Genomic DNA, 17,423 nt, shown 5'->3' with positions numbered 1-17,423 from the left:
GCCGTTCCCACCGTTGCCGGGGGTGCCGGCATGGCCAGGGTGAAACAGGTGAGCGAGCACGGGGCGGAGGGCGGTGTCGAGCGCGTCTACCACGAACTGCGGCGGACGATGCGCGTGACGGGCGTGGACGTGTCCTTGCGCACGTGGGCGGCGTACCCGCGCTTCTTCGTGGCGATGTGGGAGGCGATGGAGCCGAACGTGGAGACGCGCGCCTTCGAGGAGGCGGCGCTGGGGCTGTGGCAGGAGGTCCTCGACTCGACGGTGCAGTGGGAGGTGCTGGGCGCGTGGAACGCGGTGACGCTGGGCCCAAGCCAGCGCTTCCACGCGCGCGGCGCGCTGGAGCTGTACGAGACGATGCAGCCCCGGGTGCTGCTGATGGTGTCCGCGGTGCGGATGGCGCTGGAGGGCCAGGTGGTGGGGCAGTCAGGCGCCCTGGGCACGTTGGAGCGACTGGAGCGCGGCGTCCCCTCGCGCATGGCGGCGATGGAGTGGGTGGCGGAGAAGCCCGCGGACGCGGCGCTGCGCTCGCTGTTCGCGGACATCGTGAAGACGGTGGGGCCGCCGGGAGTGCCGGGTGAGTACCGCGCGATGGCGTGCTGGCCCTCCTATCTGGAGACGGCGTGGCGCCGGCTGAAGCCGCGCATGAAGGATGAGGACTTCCAGGAGGAGGCCGACAGGCTGTTGGAGTCCGCGCGGCGGCGGGCTCGGGCGCTGCCGTATCCGGTGGCGCTGAGTCGCGAGCGGGTGGCGGCGCTGGGGGAGGACGCGGACGCGGTGCTGAAGGTGACGCAGGCGCTGGAGCGGCGCTCACCGGCGCTGCTGTTGAACCTGTCGCGGATGGTGCAGGACGTGCCGGACATGCTGCGGCAGCCGATGCCGGGCGCGTCGCGGCTGGTGCCGGACTGGGTGGCGGCGGAGGAGCTGCGATGAACTGGCGCGAGTGGCAGGAGCGACAAGAGGTGGCGGAGCTGGGCAACCGGTTCCTGAGCTACGTGGACTGGGGCTCCGGGCCGCCGGTGGTGTTGCTGCATGGCATCCCCACGTGGAGCTACTTGTGGAGTGGGATTGCGCAGGGGCTGGCGGTGTCGAACCGGGTGCTGGCGCCGGACCTCTTGGGCTACGGGTTCTCCGACAAGCGGGACAGGTTCGACCGGTCGATTGCGCGGCAGGCGGAGGCGGTGGAGGCGTGGCTGGACCGCCTGGGCGTGGTGGACGCGACGGTGGTGGGGCACGACGTGGGTGGCGGCGTGGCATTGCAGCTCGCGGTGCGCTTCCCCCAGCGGGTGGGGCGGCTGTGTCTGATGGACAGCGTCTGCTACGACGCGTGGCCCAAGGGACTGATGGCGCAGCTGGGCACGCCGGGGATGGCGCGCAGGCTGACGCCGGAGCGGCTGACGCGCTTCCTGACGCCGGCGCTCAAGCGCAAGGGCTTCGCGACGCCTCAGACGGCGGAGCTGCTGGAGGGGTTGCTGGCGCCGTATGCGACGGAGGTGGGGATGGTGTCGCTGTCACGCGACGCGGTGGCGCTGAACACCAACCACACGCTGGAGCTGGCGTCGAAGCTGGGCCACCTGGCCGTGCCGACGCTGGTGCTGTGGGGAGAGAAGGATGGCCTGCTGCCCGCGAAGTTCGGCGAGCGCCTGGCGTGGGACATCCCCGGCGCGCGGTGCGTGAAGGTGCCGCAGGCGGGGCACTTCCTCATGTGGGACGCGCCGCACGCGGTGGCGATGGAGCTGTTCGACTTCCTGGAGAGGGCGGCGCCGGTGAACCATGTGCCGCGGCGCTCGGTGGCGGAGGAACTCTTCGGCTCGGAGGCGCCCGTCTGAGGGAGGAAGTTGGCGCTCGCTCCCGGGCCGTCGTCGCGCTAGAGGCGCGGGATGCGTGACCGAATCCAGGCGGTGCTCCGCCAGCTGGCCCAGTCGCCCGAGCTCGAGGCTCGCTGGCTGCACACCCTGTCCCTCATGGAGTTCATCGGAGCGCGGAAGATTTCGCGCACGGTGGCGGACCGTCATCCCTCGCTGGAGGTGCTCGGGCACCTGTCGGACGAGACGCGCCACGCGTTCGCCTTCAAGCGCCTGTCGGCCGAGGTGGCCGGCGGCGAAATCACCACGTTCCTCTGTCCGGAGGCGGCGGGCCGCTACTTCCAGGCGCTGGACCATGAGCTGGCGACGTGGGCCACCGCGCACACCGGCAAGGCCGACGTGTACCTGCACTACCTGCTCACCACGACGACGATTGAGCGCCGCGCCATGGTGCTCTACCCGCTCTACAAGGCGGCCTCGCGCAACGCGAGCGTCCGCGAGGAGCTGGGGCGCGTCGTCACCGAGGAGCAGGGCCACCGCCGCACCATCGAGGACGCGTGCGTGGAGCGCCTGTCCGCGGTGGGCGCGTCGCTGGACGAAGCGCTGGCCCTGGAGGAGCGCCTCTTCGGCGCGTTCATCGCGGAGCTGGAGCCGGTGGTGGCGAAGGAGCTGTCGCTCCAGGTCATCGCGTCCTCGGACGGGGCTGGGCCGACGGTGCGTGCGTCGTCCGCCGTGAAGTAGGTCGTCGAAGAGGAGAAGCTCGTGGAGAAGCGGGTCGTGGACTACGACAAGGACTGCGCCGAGTAGTCGCTCGACACCAGCACGAGCTTCCCCTCGCGCCACTCCGCGCGCAGGTTGCGGGCCTTGCGCGCGCGCTTGCGGCTGAGCTCCACGCCCACCGCGTCCAGGCCCATGGCGTTGGCCACGGCCAGCGCGGTGCCGTGGCCGCAGAAGGGGTCCACCACGGTGCGCGTGGAGGTGTTCTCCAGGATGAAGCGACAGGCGAGCTGACACGCGTCCACGCCCATGCCGCGCGTCCACGTCACCTCGCCCGCGTCCGCGAGGACATCCGCGGTGGACTTCGCCAGGTCAGGCCGCACGCCGCGCGAGAAGCACAGGAAGTGGGAGTACGCGGGTCGGCCATACGTCACGGTGCCGGGGGTGCGGCGACAGACGACCTTGTGCCAGAGCAGGCCCAGGCCCGTCTCTTCCGCGGCGCGCGAGACGAGGTAGCCCTTGTCGACCCAGAGGCCTTCGTCCTTCACGTCCGTCTGGTAGAAGATGGCCACGCCGTCGTCGGGCACGCGCGTCATCACCAGCGCCGCCGCGCGGATGAACCAGGCCTTCCACTCCGGCAGGGACAGCGAGGGGAACTCGGACGCGTCGGGCAGTGACGCCACCGCCGAGCACCCCGCGAGCACCGGCTGGGCTGAAAGCCACGTCAGCGCGTCCTCGCAGTGCACCGTGCGCTGGGCTTCGCGTGGAGTGCCGCCCGTCCCGTCCCGTTCATCCGCCATGAGGCGGCGGACTCTGCCAGAGCGGGGCGCCGCGCGTCTCGGCTGGAGGAGGCAGGACGTTCGGGCGCGCGGGGGGGGGGCGCTCGCGGGCCGTGCACGAGGGGCGTTTACGGGAGCGCGGAGTTCACCGGGGCTTCTTCGACGGCGGAGGAGGCTGGGAGCCCGGAGTCGTCGGGACTGGACGAGAAGTCGCGCCCTTGCGCGAGGGGCCGCAAGCTGCCCGTGGGGAGGTGTTCCGCATGGACATCGAGCAGCTCAAGCAGATGAAGGAGCTCGCGCAGGCGGGCATGGACGCGCGGCGCAAGAAGACGGGGCAGCCGGGCTCGGGGTCGGAGCATGTGTCGCTCGGCAAGCCGCTGCGCGCGGTCATCTTCGTCGTCACCTGGGCGGTCTTCACCGGACTGGGCGCCCTGGTGGGAGGCCTGGTCGCCGGGCCGCTGGGGGCGGGCGTGGTGCTGCCGGTGGCCATGGGCATCGCCCTGCTTCCCGCGTGGTGGGCCAGTCGCATCTGTCGCGTGGCCGCGCAGTGGGAGCGCGCCGTCATCCTGCGGCTCGGGAAGTTCCACAGCATCAAGGGGCCGGGAGTGCTCTTCGTGTTCCCGGTGTTCGACAACGCGTGGTTCGTGGACACGCGCCTCTTGACGCTGGACATCCCGCATCAGCAGGTCATCACCCGCGACAACGTGCCCGTCGCGGTGGACGGCGTCATCTTCTTCCTGGTGAAGGACACCGAGCGGGCGGTCGTCACGGTGCAGGACTATCGCTACGCCATTGGCCAGTACGCGCAGGCGGCGCTGCGGGACGTCATCGGCAGCATGACGCTGGACGAGCTCTTGAGTGAGCGAGACCAGATTCAGTCGCGCATCGCCCAGGCGGTGGAGGAGCGCAGCGTGGCGTGGGGCATCCACGTGGACTCCATCCGGCTGCTCGACATCAACATGCCGGAGGACCTCAAGCGGATGATGAGCCGGCAGGCCTCCGCCGAGCGCGAGAAGCGCGCCACGATTACGAAGGCCGAGGGAGACAAGGAGGCCGCCATCAACCTCGCGGCGGCGGCCACCACGATGGCCCGCAGTCCCGGGGCGATGCAGCTGCGCACCCTCCAGTCACTGGACGGCCTGGGCACCTCGCCGTCCAATACGGTGGTGTTCGCCGTGCCCACGGACGTGCTGGAGCTGGTGCGCGGCCTGGCCCACCGCACCCTGCACGGCACCCCCGCCGAGCCTCCCGAGCCCTGAGCCCGCGGGGCGCTGGCACGCTCAGGGCCAACCCCACTCATACCCACCGCGAACTCCTACATGGGCCCCTGGCACTCGCTGGAGTGTCATGGCTTGCTTTCGCTCCTGCACATTTCTTCAATACTGCTTTATCCTTTTCGTCTGAGGAGACGACATGAGCACGACTTCCGCATCTGACGGGACTTCGCTTCACTATCGCGTCGTAGGCGAGGGGCCGCGCACGGTGGTGTTGGTGCACGGGTGGATGATGTCGGGTGCGGTGTGGGACTCGATGGTGGAGCGGCTGGACGTGGCGGGGCTGCGGCTGGTGATTCCGGACGCGCGTGGCACGGGGCAGTCGGGGCAGTCGGCGGACGGGCATTCGGTGGAGGGGTTGGCGAAGGACGTGCTGGCGGTGGTGGAGGCGGTGGGGGCCCAGCGCTTCACGGTGGTGGGGCACAGCATGGGTGGGCAGGTGGCGCAGTGGATTGCGTCGCACGTGCCGGAGCGGGTGGAGGGGTTGGTGCTCCTCAACACGGTGCCCGCGTCGGGGCTGCCGTTGCCGCCGGAGGCCGCAGGGCTGTTCCGGACGTCGGCGGGAGACCGCGAGAAGCAGAAGACGATTCTGGGCCTGGCCTGCAAGAAGCTGTCGCCGGAGGCGTTGGAGTCCCTGTTGAAGGTCGCGGGCGCGGTGAGCGCGGCGTCGATTGAGAACGCGTTCGACGCGTGGACGAAGGGCGGCTTCGCGGAGCGGCTGGCGAAAATCGTGGCGCCGACGTTGGTGGTGTCGACGGACGACAACTTCCTGCCGCCGGCCTTCTTGCGTGAGGCCGTGGTGGCGCCCATCAAGCGCGCGCGCATGGCGCACATCCCGGGCCCTGGACACTATCCGCAGGTGGAGCATCCCCAGGAGACGGCGGCGGTGTTGTCGGCCTTCCTGGCGGGTTCCGCGCCCGCCTGATTCGGCTTGGAGGGAGGCAGCACGATGGCCTGGAACATGTCCTTCGAGTACGACGCGGAGAACGACGTCGTGACGGCGTACTTCACCGACTGCGTCCTGGTGAATGAGGAGGACGTCCTGCGTTGGCGGCGGGAGGTGGAGGCGCACCTCGCGCGCTATGCGGGGTCGGGCAAGGTGGACCTGCTCATCAACCTGGATGGGTTGGTGGTGAAGTTCACGGCGGGGCGTGTGTTCGGCAAGGAGCGGCGTGAGGTGTTGGAGCGCTTCACGCATCGCTCGTACCGGTTTGGTGGGGACGACATGACGCAGATGTTCGTGCTCACCAGCGGGGCCATCAACGGCGCGGCGGTGAATCACTACGCCACGCGCGACGCGGCCCTGGCCGCGCTGAAGGCCGAGCGCGAGGCCCTGCGTCAGCGTGGGTCGTCTCCGTTCGGCGGAGGCTTCGTCGGCAGCAAGGCGTGAGCGCGGGGCCCTGGCGCGCGTGGGTCAGGGCGCCGCAGAGTACATGTCACGGATTGTTGCCATGGACAGGAAGAGCCGCAGCGGCCACGGGGACGTCGGCGATTCGTTTTCAGGGAGAAGCGGCTCGTAACCGAACTTCTTGTAGAAGTCGCGAGCGTGGGCGTCCTTGGCGTCCACGATGACCGCGACAGCTCCACTCTGCTCGTTGATGGCGAGCGCGCGGAGGTGGGCGTCACCGAGGAGGACTTCCCCGTGGCCCTGCCCCCTGACGCGAGAGTCCCGTGCGAGGCGCGCGATGAGGACCGCCGGGAGAGGGTAGTTCGGCAGTCGTTTGCCCAGGTCGGGTGGGAGCGTCTCTCGTTGGATGGTGGTCAGCGAGAGCGTGTAGTAGCCCAGGACCAGCGGTAGCGCGGGGTCATCGGATGCGATGCGCCGGAGAACCCAGGTCCGACTGATGTCTCGCTCCTGGTTCTGCCGAGCGGACTCACGGAAGAAGCGATTCAGGGCTTCGTGCTCGCACGTGAAGCCACTGCCCGTGTCGCTCCGGGTCGCCGCTTGAGTGATGGGGGCGGGAAGGACGAGGTTGGACGAAGAGGCTGGTGGCATGAAGGCCAGTTAGTCCTCCTCACCACGTTTCTTCAATCAACGTTGAGAGCGTTGCTGCTTTCGAACGAGGGCTCGAAGCGCGGGCGTAGGTGGGGAAGGATTTTCGAGCTTCGCTACGAACCTGTCGAAGTCCTTATCAGGCAGAACGATTTCCGTGGGGTCCGCATAGGCCGCCTGCTCCATGTGCGTGAGCAGAGGCGTACTGAATTCTCGAATGGTTCTTTCGGAAGTCGGAGACAGGAACGCCAGCTTGAACCCTTGCCTGGCCTCCCGGACTGCCTTCGTGAAAAGGCTGAGCGCCTCTTGAACCACCATGCTCTTGTCGACGCCCAGTTCCTCACTCAACTGGGTGAGTTCCTTCATGGAGAAGGATGGCAACGAGGCCTGTAGTCGCTCGGTTTGTGGCATGCCTATCTCCTCACTCGGAACCTATGTAGGAAAGTACTGAGTTCCAGCTCAGGACGTCCCTGGGGTGCATCGGAGAGCACTCTGATTCTACTCAGAGTAGAGTAATAGCGACATCTCTATTCCGCAAGCGGGTTGCTCTCAATCAACCCGCTTGATTGTTCCGCAGGGGGAAGAGTGGGGTGTCCAGCCCGTGGATGACCGCACTTTTTCAGAGAGGTCTGAGGCGGCTACATGCCCGCGTACCACTCGTAGCCGCGCTCCTCCCAGTAGCCGCCGGTGGGCTCGGGGAGGAAGTTCACCTCGGTGAGGTACTTCACCATCTTGTAGCCGAGCTTCACCGCCGAGTAGAGGCGCAGCGGCGCGCCATGCGCCGGCGTCAGCGGCTGCCCGTTCATCCCGTAGGCGAGAATCGTCTGCGCGTGGAAGGCGCTCGGCCTGTCCCACGAGGACCAGTAGCCCGAGTCGAACGAGCGCAGCTCCACGTAGCCTGCCTTCGGGTCCGCGCCCACGTACCGGGCGACGTCGCTCACGCGCACGCCGTGCCACGACGCCACCGCGCTCCAGCCCTCCACGCAGTGGTGACGGATGCGGTACTCCGTGCGCGGCAGCCGTCGCAGGTCCTCCAGTGACAGCACCGACGGTCGCTCGACGAGCCCACCCACCTTGAGCGCCCAGCCTCCTGGCGCGAGCGGCATGGACTCGGAGACGAAGTACTGGGGGAAGTCTCCGGGCGCCGTGGCGTCCTCGGGCGCCAGCTCCGGCGCGAGCTGGTCCTCGTCGAAGAGGGCTTCTTGAAGCCGCTGGTTGACGCGCTCCATGGTGCCGAGAAATCCCGCGCGAGGACGGGCGCTGTCGCAGGCGGACGCGGTGAGCGCCGCGGCCCCGAGCAGCGCCGAGCGCCGCGTGAGGAGCACCGGACGTCGCAAGGGAACCAGGAGCCTACGCATCGGGTCTCCTCCCGCCCGTCACCATCTCCCCGAGCGAGCGCGGATGCAGCAGCACCATGATCACGTGCCCCACGGTGAAGAGCACGAACGCCGCGAGCACGAGCAGATGGATGGCGCGCGCGGTGTCATAGCCGCCGAGCAGCCTGGCCAGTGCACCGAGCTGCACGGGCTTGTAGAGCACAAGCCCGGAGAGCACGGCGAGGACTCCCAGCACCAGCGCGCCCGTGTACGCCAGCCGCTGCAGGCCGTTGTAGAGCTCCTGCGGCGGCGGCTCCTTGCGCAGGCGCAGGTAGAACGCGAGCGTGCTCACGGCGTTGCGCGTGTCGCGGCGAGGGAAGAAGAGGCGCCGCCGCCACTCGCCGCTGAGGGCCAGGTAGAGCAGGTAGGCGAAGCCGTTGAGCGCGAGGAACCCACCGAAGGCGAAGTGCCAGCTCCGCGCGCCCGCGAGCCAGTCACCGAGTCGGGCCCACGCGGGAGGAGGGATGCCCTGGAAGGGATACCAGGCATATGGACGCCCCTGCGCGCCGAGCATGGGATACGCCGCGAGAATCTGCAGCCCGCTGCCCGCCATGATGACGAGCAGCGGCACGTTGACCCAGTGGGCCACGCGGATGGGCCAGGGCTGTGGACGGCGTGACTCGGGGGCTCGCACGATGCGGCAGGAGAACACCGCGCGTCCTCTTCGCGCCGACACTCCCGACCCACTGCCCGCTTCCCAACCGCGCGGCTTGCCCGATGTCGTCCGCACGACGCGCAAGCTGCCTCACGGGATGTCGTGGGCAGGCGTACAGCCGGGACTGTCTGGCCGGTTGCTTGGGGGCATGGCGGCTTGCCGCTATCGTGAGACACCCGACATCGCCGAGAGGACGTCACCATGAACCGAGCGAACGCACTGCGTCTGGCCCTGCTCGCCAGTGCCCTGGTGACGGCCATGGGGTGTCATCAGGAAGACCCGCCAGGTGCGCAGGTGGAACCCGCGGGCTCGGTGCGCGTGGTGGCGGTGCTGCCGCGCTCCCTGCCGCTCGACGCCGTTGCGCGCGTGGACGTGTCAGCGACACCAGCTCGGGCCACGGCCGTCACCGCGTCCCTGGCCAGCTCCGAGACCCTGTCGTGGCAGGGGTTGTTGCGAGGCCTGCTCTCGGGAGAGGGGACAACGGTGGGGGCGCGGGTGGTCGATTCGGCGGGAGCGGTGCTGGCGCAGGTGGAAGTCCCGGCCGTGGAGCTGCCGAGACACCATGCCGCGCTTGTCGTGCTGGTGCCGCGTGAGACGGATTCAGAGGCGACCCGCACGGCGCCCCTCATCGATGCGGTGGTGGCTTCGCGAGCGTCGGTGTCTCCGGGCACCGCGCTGAAACTCCGTGCGCTGGCGCGGTCCGCCGACGCGTCGGAGTCGCTGACCTATGCATGGCGCGCGAGCTCCGGCTCCTTCGCCGATGCGACGGCCGTCGACGCGGAGTGGACCGCGCCGCTGCGACGTGGCGCGGTGAACCTCACGCTGGAGGTGACGAACGCGCGAGGCGCGGTGAGCACGCTGCGCTTTTCGGTGGACGTGGAGCTGGCGGGAGGCGGAGACCTGGAGCACACGGCCTCGCTCAATCACGCACCCGTCCTGACGGAGCTGGGGGCCAACCCCGTGTCCCAGTCGCGCGTGGGAGTCCCGGTGGCGCTCCAGGCGGTGGGCGTGGACGACGATGGAGATGCCCTGACCTTCGCGTGGAGCTCGACGTGTGAAGGGACCTTCGAGCGCACGGATGTGGCGGTGACGCGCTTCACCCCTCGCGTCGCCCCTGCCGCCGCGTGTGACAACTGCCGACTGACGTTGCGAGTGAGCGACGGCTTTGGCGCGCAGCGCGAGCGCTCGCTGGACTTGTGCGTGACGAATCCATTGCCGCCCTCCATCACCGAAGTTTCTCAATCGGAGGAGGACGCGACGGCGGGGCGACCGGTGCGACTGTCCGCGACGGCGAATGACCCGCAGGGGGAGCCGCTCACCTTCGTCTGGACGACGAACGCGGGCCTGCTGGGGAACGCGGCGCGCGCGGGGGACTCGGGCTCGGCGGACTGGGTGGCGCTGTCGTGCCTCCCCGCGGACGCGGCTCCCGTCATCACGTTGACTGTCACGAACGCCTCGGGCCTGAGCGCGACGCGGGAGTTCGCGGTGGCGTGGGGCGACTCGCTGTGTGGCGAGTACCCGCCGTGTGCCGCGACGCTCAACGACTCAGCAGTGGTGACGCTGACGGCCGACTGCACCACGGAGCAGACGGTGTGGATTCCGGACGGGTACACGCTCGACGGAGCGGGGCATGTGCTCACGGCGGTGGACGCGCGTGAGCGGGGCTTCCGAGGCGCGGTGCTGAGCAGCCTGGGGACGACGGCGCACGTTCGAGCCGTGACGGTGGCGGCGCGCGGCTTGTCGGAGCGGGTGTGTGACGGCGGCTCGGCGCGGCTGCGCGGCATCCTGTTCGAGGGAGCGAGCGGCTCCATCGTCGACAGCGCGGTGTTGGACGTGAATCAGAAGGCGGGTGAGGGGGGCTGTCAGGAGGGCGTGGGCATCGAGGTGCGCAACGCCCTGAGCGCGGAGTCGGTGGCGAAGGTGGAGGTGCTGCGCAACCGCGTGGAGCGCTACCAGAAGGCGGGCATCGTCGGCACGGGGAAGGTGGAGCTGAGCCTGGAGGACAACCGGGTGGACGGCGGCGGCCCGGTGCCGTTCATCGCGCGCAATGGCATCCAGCTCAGCGATGGCGCGACGGGGCGGGTGGTGGGGAACACGGTGAAGGGGAATGCCTACACGGGAGACACGGCGACGGGCTCGGGCATCCTCATCGCGGGCGGCCCGTACTACGGGATGGCGTTGTGTCAGGACGTCGTCATCTTCGAGAACACGCTCGAGGACAACGACGTGGGCATCAACCTGTCGCAGGGCGTGGCGAACGGTGGACCGCTGCCCGCGCCGACGCGGCTCCAGGTGACGCGCAACAGGGTGACGCATGCGGGGCCGGTGACGAACGGCTATCCCTATCAGGCGGGTATCTCCGACCTGGGCGGTGCCAACCTCATCAGCCAGAACCGCGTGGACGGGCCGGGATATGCGAGAGACACGCAGCCCGGGGCGACGTTCGACGTGGACGTGGTGGCGGGGGCGGCGGCGCGGCTGGACTTCGTGACGCCCGAGCGTGAGGCGCGGGTGGGGCAGTGCTCGGAGGCGGTGGTGGTGCAGAGCCAGGACGCGCTGGGCAACCTGTCCGCGCTGACGGCGCCGGCCCTGGTGGTGGAGGCGACGGGCACCGCGGCGCTGGCGGTGGGGTTGTACGCGGATTCGGCGTGCACCGAAGCGCTGGCCCCCTCCGGCGCGGGGTGGGCCCTGACGCTGACGGGGGCTCAGCAGGAGGCGACGCTGTACTTCCACGCGGCGCAGGCAGGAGCGCTGACGCTCATCGCCACGGGGACTGGCGCGAGCGGGACGCAGGCTCACACCGTTCGCTGAAGCTCACGTCACGCTCGTGACAGGGGCCGTGGTCCCGACGCGGTCACCTGTCGCATGCCCCAGCGCAGGGGGATGGTGCCGTCGGTGCGTCGCAGGGGCTCCACGGCCTGGAGGAAGGCCTGCTGGAGCGTGGCCTTCGCTGACGCCGAGAGCCGGTCCGCGTCATACGTCGTGCTGAGCGACTCCCACGCCTGCTCCGGAGTCCCATCCGCCTGGACCTCCAGCCGGCGAAGCTCCACGTCCGTGAAGCCGCCAAACAACTCCTTCAGCCCCTCCACGGAACGGAACCGCGCATCCCCCAGCGGCAGCGGTGGCCGCGCCTCCCGCGCCAGCATCGGCTTGAGCAAGCCCAGATACACCTCGAACGCCTCACCCTTCACCAGCTCTCCGCCGACCACCGCGGACACCCGCCCCGTCGGCTTCAACACCCGACGTAGCTCCGCGAGCACCTGCTCCACGTCATCCATCAACATCAGCGCCAGATGGCTCAGCACCACGTCGATGCTCGCGTCCGCGAACGGCAGTGACTGCGCCCGTCCCTGATGCAGCGTCGCCGCGCCCTTCAGTCGAGCCCGTGCCGCCTCCAGCTCGTGCTCACTCATGTCGAGCCCCAGCAACGTGAGGCCGCCCTCGCTCCTCCGCGCCAGCAGCTCCAGCAGGTACCCATCCCCACAGGCCACGTCGAGCACCACCCGTGGCGAGTCCCCTCGCGGCACCGCCGCCTCCAGGAGCGCATAGGTGGAGGCAAACACCTCCCCGTCGCGCAGCACCGGAGCCCCTCCGAACTCGCGCGAGGTCACCCCGGCGAGGCGACGGTGGAAGTCGAGCAGATAGGACTCGGCGGGAGAGGGCGCTGTCATGACGGAATCAACCCACGTTCAACGCGCCCGCGCCACCTTCCGCAACTTTCCGGGAGTACTCGTGTTGCTGTCCGCATGCCCATGCGTGCCCTGCTCCTGCCCCTCGTCTGTGCCGTCCTGGCCTGTGCTCCGCCCTCTCCAGAAGAAGGAGCCCCCGAGTCACCCGCCCCTCAAACCGAAGCCACCGTGGCGCCTCCCCGGGACGTCCCACACACCCTGATAGCGCCCCTCGTCTTCCCCACGACTGACGCGAGCTGGCCCACGGTGAACCCGGCCACCGCGGGCTGGGACGTGGCGAAGCTCAACGCCGCGCTCGACTTCGCGGGCACTCGCGACAGCCGCGCCATCGTCATCCTCCAGGATGGGAAGATCCTCGCCGAGCGCTACTGGACGGTGAACTCGAACTTCATGCGCGACATCGCCTCCGCGCAGAAGAGCGTCGTCTCCGTGCTCATCGGCATCGCCGTGGACAAGCAGCTGCTCTCGCTCGACGAGCGCGTCTCCGCCATTCTCGGCGCTGGCTGGTCCAACACGGGCGCCCTGGCCGAGGCTCGCATCACCGTGCGCCACCTGCTGACGATGACGAGCGGCCTGACCCCATCGCTCGGACTCCAGGCGACCCCGGGAACGACGTGGCTGTACAACAACGACGCCTACCACCGGCTGCGCATGATTCTGGAGCAGCGCACGGGCCTGGGCATCCAGGCGCTCTCCCAGGCGTGGCTGTTCAATCCGCTCGGCGCCACGCGCAGCGAGTGGGTGCAGCGCCCGGAGACGGACAGCAAGGGCATGCCCCTGTGGGGCCTGACGATGAGCGCGCGAGACCTGGCGCGCTTCGGCCTGCTGCTCCAGGCGGATGGCCTGTGGGCGGGGACCCGCGTCGTCTCCTCGGCGTACCTCAACACCGCGACGCAGTCCTCACAGACGCTCAACCCCGCCTATGGCCACCTGTTCTGGCTCAACGGCAAGGCCTTCACCCTGATACCTCCCGTGAGCGCGCGCATCGACGGCCCGCTCATCCCCAGCGCGCCGCAGGACGTGTTCGCCGGACTGGGCAAGGACGACCAGAAGGTCTACGTCAGCCGCTCGCTGGGCCTCGTGGTGACGCGACTGGGCCAGCAGGCCGGGACTCGCTCGGCGGAGACGCTGTCCGACTTCGACGAGGAGCTGTGGGCCCGAATCATGGCCGCGCGGCTCTGAGTCGCGAGGCGAGGTGGGCCGCGAGCCGGTCGAAGTTCTGCTCGTTCGCGGCCTCCACGAATCCGCGCACCTTCTCGACTTCGTCCTTCGACTCGAACCGCATGCGCCAGGTGAGTCGCGTCCGCGCGCCTTCGTCCGCGAAGTCCATCCGCATCATGAAGTGATGGGTCTGCTGGTGGTGCTGGATGACGACGCGCTCCTCGGGCACCACCTCGATGAACTCCTTGTCCATCGCGTAGCGTGCCCCTTCCGCGCTCTGCATCGTGAAGCGCCACCTGCCGCCGGGGCGCAGCTCGAACTGCTCGAACGTATTCGTCGAGCCTTGCGGCCCCCACCACGAGGTCAGCTGCGCCGGGTCGCTGAACGCCTCGTAGACCCGCGCTCGGGGCGCATCGAACGCCCGGGATGAGACGATGTCGTGCGAGGCCTCCAGCACGAGCGCCAGCCGGTCGAAGTGCGCCGCCGTGCCCTCCTCGCGAGAGCGGGTGCCGTCCTCACCGTCGAGGAACGCGGCCTGCTCGGTGAAGACCATCCGCGTGCCACCTGTCTTCGTGGCGTGGAGCTCCACCGTGGCCAGGGACGCGGAGAGGTGCTTGTCCCCCACGTGCATGTCGTAGGCGTAGACCATCCGCTCGTCCGGGATGATGTCGTGATAGCGCGCGGTGAAGACAACGGAGTGCTTGCCGCCGAACTGCCCGTGCAGCAGCTCCTGGCCTCCCACGCGGAAGTCCAGCTCGCGCTTCACGAGCGTCCAGCGGTCCGGTGGACCGATGAACCACTGCGCCTTCGTCTCCACGTCCGCCCAGGCGGCGAAGACTCGTGCGGGAGAAGCCTTGTAGGTGCGCTCGAGGGTGAACGAGCCATGAACGACGGGAGGTGTCTTCATGTTCTTGCCTTCTTTCGAGAGGGGACGGGGCCATCGAGCAGCTCGCCGAGCCTGTCGAAGCGCTGCTCCCAGAGTCCACGACGGTTCGCGAGCCAGTCCTCCGCCACGCGCAGTCCTTCTGGGTGGAGCTGACACGAGCGGACGCGCCCGAGCTTCTCGGTGCGCACCAACCCGCTCTCCTCGAGGACCTGCAGGTGCTGCACGACGGCGGCGAGCGTGATGTCGAGCGGCTTCGCCAGGGCGCTGACCGACAGCGCACCCCGGCTCAGTCGTTCGATGATGGCGCGCCGGTTGGAATCGCCCAGGGCGTGGAAGATGCGGTCGACGGCACCATTGTTAAGCATGGACTTGAGTATCGGCAAAGGCGCCGGATAGTCAAGTCGCGACTTGAGTATGGGTCGAGCCCGAATTGAAACGGGCTCGCGGAGGACCCGGTTATGGTGTGCGGGTGAGCCACTTGCTGAGGGAGTTGCTGGGACGCGCGCAGGAGGCGCTCACTCGACGGGAGGACGATGCGGCCCTCACGCTTCTGTTGGAGGCGTGGAACGCGTGTCGAGCCGAACCCGTCATCGCGCTCATCGAGCAGCTCTCGGACCACCTCGCCACGGGGCTTGCCTTCTTCGAGGTGCCCGTGCGCTGGATGCTCGAGGAGGTCCGCGGGCATCCCACGGACCTGCCCCGAGTGCTGGGAGAGTTGAGGGAGCGCGCGGCGCGTCGTTCGCGCTGTGCGTTCTCCACGGACCTCGACCGGCTGCGACGATGGTGGCCCGCGGATCCGCGCATCATTCCACTCCTGCTCGCCCTGGTCCGTCTTCCGGGAGCCGAGACTCCGGCGGAGCTGAACATGCTCTCCAGCCTCTTCATGTACGTGGGGGCGCCCTATGACGTGGAGCCCCTTCGCGAGCTGAAGGCCCGGCTCCCCTCGACGCAAGGGGCGGAGGTCGAGCGGTTCGACCTCGCCATCCGACTGGGGGCTCGGTGGGTTCCTCCCGAACTGGCGAGCTTGCTGTCCGCGAACAGCTCCGTGAGGCGGCTGGAGTTGAAGAGCTCGTTTGAGGACGGCCTGGCGGATGCGCTGACGGCCCTGCCCCACCTGACGTGGCTGACCATTCCCCATGCCTCGACGGACCTCTTCATCCGGTGTGCCCACTCCCGTCTGGCTTCCCAGTTGGAGTACTTCAAGGTCTCCGGAGAGGAGGGGTCCTGGAGGCTCGAGGTGACCCGAGGCGCGGAGGTCCCCATCCGGGCCTCCGTCAGCGGACCGCATGTGCAGCAGGTCGCGCCCGTCCTTCTTGCCGCCGCGAGGTTCAGCTCCCAGGGGCTCCGGATTGAATTCCGAGAGGGAGCCGAGGAGAAGGGCGGGGCGCCGCTGCGCGAGGCGCTTGCCGCCCATGCACGGGTCATCCGGGAGTGAGCGGAGGACTCCCGCGCACGCTCAGAGCCTGAAGTTCGCGGCGACGAGCAGCAGGGTCTGCTCACGGCGTGAGTCCACGGTGAAGCCCTCGGTGGGGCCGCCCTGGAAGCCATCTTCCGACGTGGTGCCACCGCGGCCGGCGAAGTAAGGCACGCTGGAGCGCCGCCACACGCCCTCCAGGCGCAGGCCGAGGAAGTCGGTGGGCATCACCTCGAACGTTCCGGTGAAGCCCCACACGCGCAGGTCCGTGCCCGGCTGGGACGCCAGGTCCGGCGGCGGGTATTGCGCCAGGTAGCGCGTGGGGTTCGTCATGTACTCACCGCGCACGGTGAAGGAGAGCCGGTCCTCGTAGAACCACGCGCGGTGCGCGATGGACGTGCCCAGCATGTACGCGTCCGACGCGCCCGGCAGGCCCGCGCCGCCCGACTCGAAGCCCGCGTGGTTGTTGATGCTGAAGGCCAGCCTGGACAGCCCCTTGGCTCCGGGGGCGTTGAAGTAGCGCAGCAGGACGCTGTGGTCGTGGTGGAAGCGCACGCGCTCGGAGACACCCTTGGTGTCCGTGCCCGCGTAGAAGTTGCCGAAGAGGCTGAGCGCCTCCGACGGGCTCCACCGCAGCGCGAGTCCCCCCGACGGCGCGGTGTTCCACTTTCCATACGTCTGCCAGCCGTTCATCACCCACGGCTCGATTTTGAGGTTCGGCGTGGGGAAGTACTGGGCGCGGACGCCCTGGAAGTAGAAGGGCGTGTGGTCGCAGACGAGCGAGCGCGTGTAGTTCCAGTTCTCCGCCAGCAAGTAGCTCTCCAGGCCGATGTACGACATGAAGATGCCGCCCTCGACGTTGAGGCCGGAACCGACGTCGAAGTGGTAGCCCAGCGTCGCCTCGCGGATGTAGCGCAGGTTCTGCGCCGTCAGCGAGCGGCCCCGCGTGACGGTGCCGTCGAGGTCCTGGACGATGTTCACCATGTTGCCGTACTGCAGGCTCAGCCGGCCCAGCACGTTCCGGTAGTTCCAGTCGATGCCGATGGACGCGAGGTTGATTTCAAACTCGTTGTGCCGGCCCACGCTCGCGCTGCCCGTCAGCGTGTTGTCGCGAGGGTTGTTGAGGCTGAACGCGTAGTTGGCGTCCAGGTACAGGCCGAGCACCACCGCTGAAGAGAGCTGGAGCGGGAAGTCCTTCTGTCGGCTCTGCCCGTTCATCCAGGTGAAGTCGCCCCACGCGAAGGGCGCGGGCGCGGACTCCGTGACGGTGGCGGGCTCGCTCGACGCGGTCGTCGTCGAAGGCTCGGCGTCCTGGGCGAAGGCGGAAGGTGTCAGCGCCAGGAGACTGGCGGCGGCGAGTGAGCGCGCCGCGAAGCAGCTTGCAAGGGAAGAGGTCGGGGACATGCCCGGGTGCGAAGCAGCCGGCGTGCCTTCGCCAGGCTCCGTCGCGTTTCCCAGCAAGTGTGGCGACTTGAAGCGGCTCCCGACGTCCGCGCCGCTCCCGCCTGCCGTGCGGGATGCGAGGAGGCGGGCTCGGGCTCGTGCAAGGCGCACGGTGACGCGGGCTCGGGACGGCCATGGGGCGGGGAGACGTCGCCCAAGCACCAGAGCCCTCAACGTGCACGACGAGGAGGGGCCTGTCGTGCAGGTTGCAATCCGCTCCCGTCGGGTCTGTCC

General features: G+C 69.1%; 18 protein-coding genes. 9 read left to right on the top strand and 9 right to left on the bottom strand.

Annotated features, from left to right (window positions below; translation table 11 throughout):
• Positions 1-30 precede the first annotated feature (30 nt).
• The 3 genes from LZ199_RS24840 to LZ199_RS24830 are packed head-to-tail and all read left to right on the top strand — an operon-like array spanning position 31 to position 2,543.
• The gene (locus tag LZ199_RS24840; protein WP_253996231.1) at positions 31-930 is read left to right on the top strand and encodes a halocarboxylic acid dehydrogenase DehI family protein; all 900 of its coding nucleotides are present in this window, start codon (positions 31-33) and stop codon (positions 928-930) included.
• Entirely contained in the window at positions 927-1,826 is a 900-nt protein-coding gene (locus LZ199_RS24835) for an alpha/beta fold hydrolase (protein ID WP_253996230.1), read from the top strand. The genes LZ199_RS24840 and LZ199_RS24835 overlap by 4 nt, the downstream gene beginning before the upstream one ends.
• Before the next feature lie 51 nt (positions 1,827-1,877).
• Positions 1,878-2,543: a hypothetical protein gene (locus LZ199_RS24830; RefSeq protein ID WP_253996229.1), complete on the top strand. Its 666-nt coding sequence runs from the start codon at positions 1,878-1,880 to the stop codon at positions 2,541-2,543.
• Positions 2,544-2,584: 41 nt separating this feature from the next.
• Here the strand turns inward: LZ199_RS24830 and LZ199_RS24825 are convergent, their stop codons facing one another.
• Positions 2,585-3,319: a TRM11 family methyltransferase gene (locus LZ199_RS24825; RefSeq protein WP_253996228.1), complete on the bottom strand. Its 735-nt coding sequence runs from the start codon at positions 3,317-3,319 to the stop codon at positions 2,585-2,587.
• A gap of 239 nt (positions 3,320-3,558) precedes the next feature.
• Between LZ199_RS24825 and LZ199_RS24820 the strand changes: the two genes are divergently transcribed.
• From LZ199_RS24820 to LZ199_RS24810, 3 genes are all read left to right on the top strand, one after another.
• Entirely contained in the window at positions 3,559-4,557 is a 999-nt protein-coding gene (locus LZ199_RS24820) for a slipin family protein (RefSeq protein WP_253996227.1), read from the top strand.
• 154 nt (positions 4,558-4,711) lie between these two features.
• Entirely contained in the window at positions 4,712-5,497 is a 786-nt protein-coding gene (locus tag LZ199_RS24815) for an alpha/beta fold hydrolase (RefSeq protein ID WP_253996226.1), read from the top strand.
• A 24-nt stretch (positions 5,498-5,521) separates the two neighbouring features.
• The gene (locus LZ199_RS24810; RefSeq protein WP_253996225.1) at positions 5,522-5,962 is read left to right on the top strand and encodes a hypothetical protein; all 441 of its coding nucleotides are present in this window, start codon (positions 5,522-5,524) and stop codon (positions 5,960-5,962) included.
• A gap of 24 nt (positions 5,963-5,986) precedes the next feature.
• On the opposite strand, the gene LZ199_RS24805 is transcribed toward LZ199_RS24810, so the two are convergent.
• From LZ199_RS24805 to LZ199_RS24790, 4 genes are all read right to left on the bottom strand, one after another.
• Positions 5,987-6,568, bottom strand: coding sequence for a GNAT family N-acetyltransferase (locus LZ199_RS24805; protein WP_253996224.1), 582 nt, complete (start codon positions 6,566-6,568; stop codon positions 5,987-5,989).
• Between the two features lie 36 nt (positions 6,569-6,604).
• Entirely contained in the window at positions 6,605-6,976 is a 372-nt protein-coding gene (locus tag LZ199_RS24800) for a type II toxin -antitoxin system TacA 1-like antitoxin (protein ID WP_253996223.1), read from the bottom strand.
• A gap of 227 nt (positions 6,977-7,203) precedes the next feature.
• A complete protein-coding gene (locus tag LZ199_RS24795) occupies positions 7,204-7,923 on the bottom strand; it encodes a molybdopterin-dependent oxidoreductase (protein WP_253996222.1) in 720 nt (239 codons plus the stop codon).
• Positions 7,916-8,593 carry a cytochrome b/b6 domain-containing protein gene (locus LZ199_RS24790; RefSeq protein WP_253996221.1) on the bottom strand — a complete coding sequence of 226 codons (678 nt, stop codon included), beginning with the start codon at positions 8,591-8,593 and terminating at the stop codon, positions 7,916-7,918. Before LZ199_RS24790 ends, LZ199_RS24795 begins: the two co-directional genes overlap by 8 nt.
• A 204-nt stretch (positions 8,594-8,797) precedes the next feature.
• On the opposite strand from LZ199_RS24790, the gene LZ199_RS24785 reads away from it, so the two are divergent.
• A complete protein-coding gene (locus tag LZ199_RS24785) occupies positions 8,798-11,407 on the top strand; it encodes a right-handed parallel beta-helix repeat-containing protein (protein WP_267145160.1) in 2,610 nt (869 codons plus the stop codon).
• An 8-nt stretch (positions 11,408-11,415) separates the two neighbouring features.
• On the opposite strand, the gene LZ199_RS24780 is transcribed toward LZ199_RS24785, so the two are convergent.
• Positions 11,416-12,267 carry a class I SAM-dependent methyltransferase gene (locus LZ199_RS24780; protein WP_253996220.1) on the bottom strand — a complete coding sequence of 284 codons (852 nt, stop codon included), beginning with the start codon at positions 12,265-12,267 and terminating at the stop codon, positions 11,416-11,418.
• 75 nt (positions 12,268-12,342) lie between these two features.
• Between LZ199_RS24780 and LZ199_RS24775 the strand changes: the two genes are divergently transcribed.
• Positions 12,343-13,467 carry a serine hydrolase domain-containing protein gene (locus LZ199_RS24775; protein ID WP_253996219.1) on the top strand — a complete coding sequence of 375 codons (1,125 nt, stop codon included), beginning with the start codon at positions 12,343-12,345 and terminating at the stop codon, positions 13,465-13,467.
• Here the strand turns inward: LZ199_RS24775 and LZ199_RS24770 are convergent.
• The gene (locus LZ199_RS24770; protein WP_253996218.1) at positions 13,448-14,353 is read right to left on the bottom strand and encodes an SRPBCC family protein; all 906 of its coding nucleotides are present in this window, start codon (positions 14,351-14,353) and stop codon (positions 13,448-13,450) included. The two genes, LZ199_RS24775 and LZ199_RS24770, sit on opposite strands and share 20 nt — an antisense overlap.
• Entirely contained in the window at positions 14,350-14,697 is a 348-nt protein-coding gene (locus LZ199_RS24765; RefSeq protein ID WP_253996217.1) for an ArsR/SmtB family transcription factor, read from the bottom strand. The genes LZ199_RS24770 and LZ199_RS24765 overlap by 4 nt, the downstream gene beginning before the upstream one ends.
• A gap of 104 nt (positions 14,698-14,801) precedes the next feature.
• Here LZ199_RS24765 and LZ199_RS24760 point away from each other — a divergent pair, with 104 nt between their 5' ends.
• Entirely contained in the window at positions 14,802-15,767 is a 966-nt protein-coding gene (locus LZ199_RS24760) for a hypothetical protein (protein ID WP_253996216.1), read from the top strand.
• Between the two features lie 21 nt (positions 15,768-15,788).
• Here the strand turns inward: LZ199_RS24760 and LZ199_RS24755 are convergent, their stop codons facing one another.
• Positions 15,789-17,150 (bottom strand): porin, encoded by a 1,362-nt coding sequence (locus tag LZ199_RS24755; protein ID WP_253996215.1) that lies wholly within the window; start codon positions 17,148-17,150, stop codon positions 15,789-15,791.
• Positions 17,151-17,423: the final 273 nt, after the last annotated feature.

The sequence above is a fragment of the Myxococcus qinghaiensis genome (assembly GCF_024198215.1).
In the GTDB taxonomy this organism is placed as follows: domain Bacteria; phylum Myxococcota; class Myxococcia; order Myxococcales; family Myxococcaceae; genus Myxococcus; species Myxococcus qinghaiensis.
Note: the sequence above shows the minus strand (reverse complement) of the source record. Positions and strands in the feature narration are given on the sequence as shown.

Coding starts and splice junctions, on each gene's coding strand:
- LZ199_RS24840 (WP_253996231.1), top strand. CDS start 31: ATGGCCAGGGTGAAACAGGTGAGCGAGCACGGGGCGGAGGGCGGTGTC.
- LZ199_RS24835 (WP_253996230.1), top strand. CDS start 927: ATGAACTGGCGCGAGTGGCAGGAGCGACAAGAGGTGGCGGAGCTGGGC.
- LZ199_RS24830 (WP_253996229.1), top strand. CDS start 1,878: ATGCGTGACCGAATCCAGGCGGTGCTCCGCCAGCTGGCCCAGTCGCCC.
- LZ199_RS24825 (WP_253996228.1), bottom strand. CDS start 3,319: ATGGCGGATGAACGGGACGGGACGGGCGGCACTCCACGCGAAGCCCAG.
- LZ199_RS24820 (WP_253996227.1), top strand. CDS start 3,559: ATGGACATCGAGCAGCTCAAGCAGATGAAGGAGCTCGCGCAGGCGGGC.
- LZ199_RS24815 (WP_253996226.1), top strand. CDS start 4,712: ATGAGCACGACTTCCGCATCTGACGGGACTTCGCTTCACTATCGCGTC.
- LZ199_RS24810 (WP_253996225.1), top strand. CDS start 5,522: ATGGCCTGGAACATGTCCTTCGAGTACGACGCGGAGAACGACGTCGTG.
- LZ199_RS24805 (WP_253996224.1), bottom strand. CDS start 6,568: ATGCCACCAGCCTCTTCGTCCAACCTCGTCCTTCCCGCCCCCATCACT.
- LZ199_RS24800 (WP_253996223.1), bottom strand. CDS start 6,976: ATGCCACAAACCGAGCGACTACAGGCCTCGTTGCCATCCTTCTCCATG.
- LZ199_RS24795 (WP_253996222.1), bottom strand. CDS start 7,923: ATGCGTAGGCTCCTGGTTCCCTTGCGACGTCCGGTGCTCCTCACGCGG.
- LZ199_RS24785 (WP_267145160.1), top strand. CDS start 8,798: ATGAACCGAGCGAACGCACTGCGTCTGGCCCTGCTCGCCAGTGCCCTG.
- LZ199_RS24780 (WP_253996220.1), bottom strand. CDS start 12,267: ATGACAGCGCCCTCTCCCGCCGAGTCCTATCTGCTCGACTTCCACCGT.
- LZ199_RS24775 (WP_253996219.1), top strand. CDS start 12,343: ATGCCCATGCGTGCCCTGCTCCTGCCCCTCGTCTGTGCCGTCCTGGCC.
- LZ199_RS24770 (WP_253996218.1), bottom strand. CDS start 14,353: ATGAAGACACCTCCCGTCGTTCATGGCTCGTTCACCCTCGAGCGCACC.
- LZ199_RS24765 (WP_253996217.1), bottom strand. CDS start 14,697: ATGCTTAACAATGGTGCCGTCGACCGCATCTTCCACGCCCTGGGCGAT.
- LZ199_RS24755 (WP_253996215.1), bottom strand. CDS start 17,150: ATGTCCCCGACCTCTTCCCTTGCAAGCTGCTTCGCGGCGCGCTCACTC.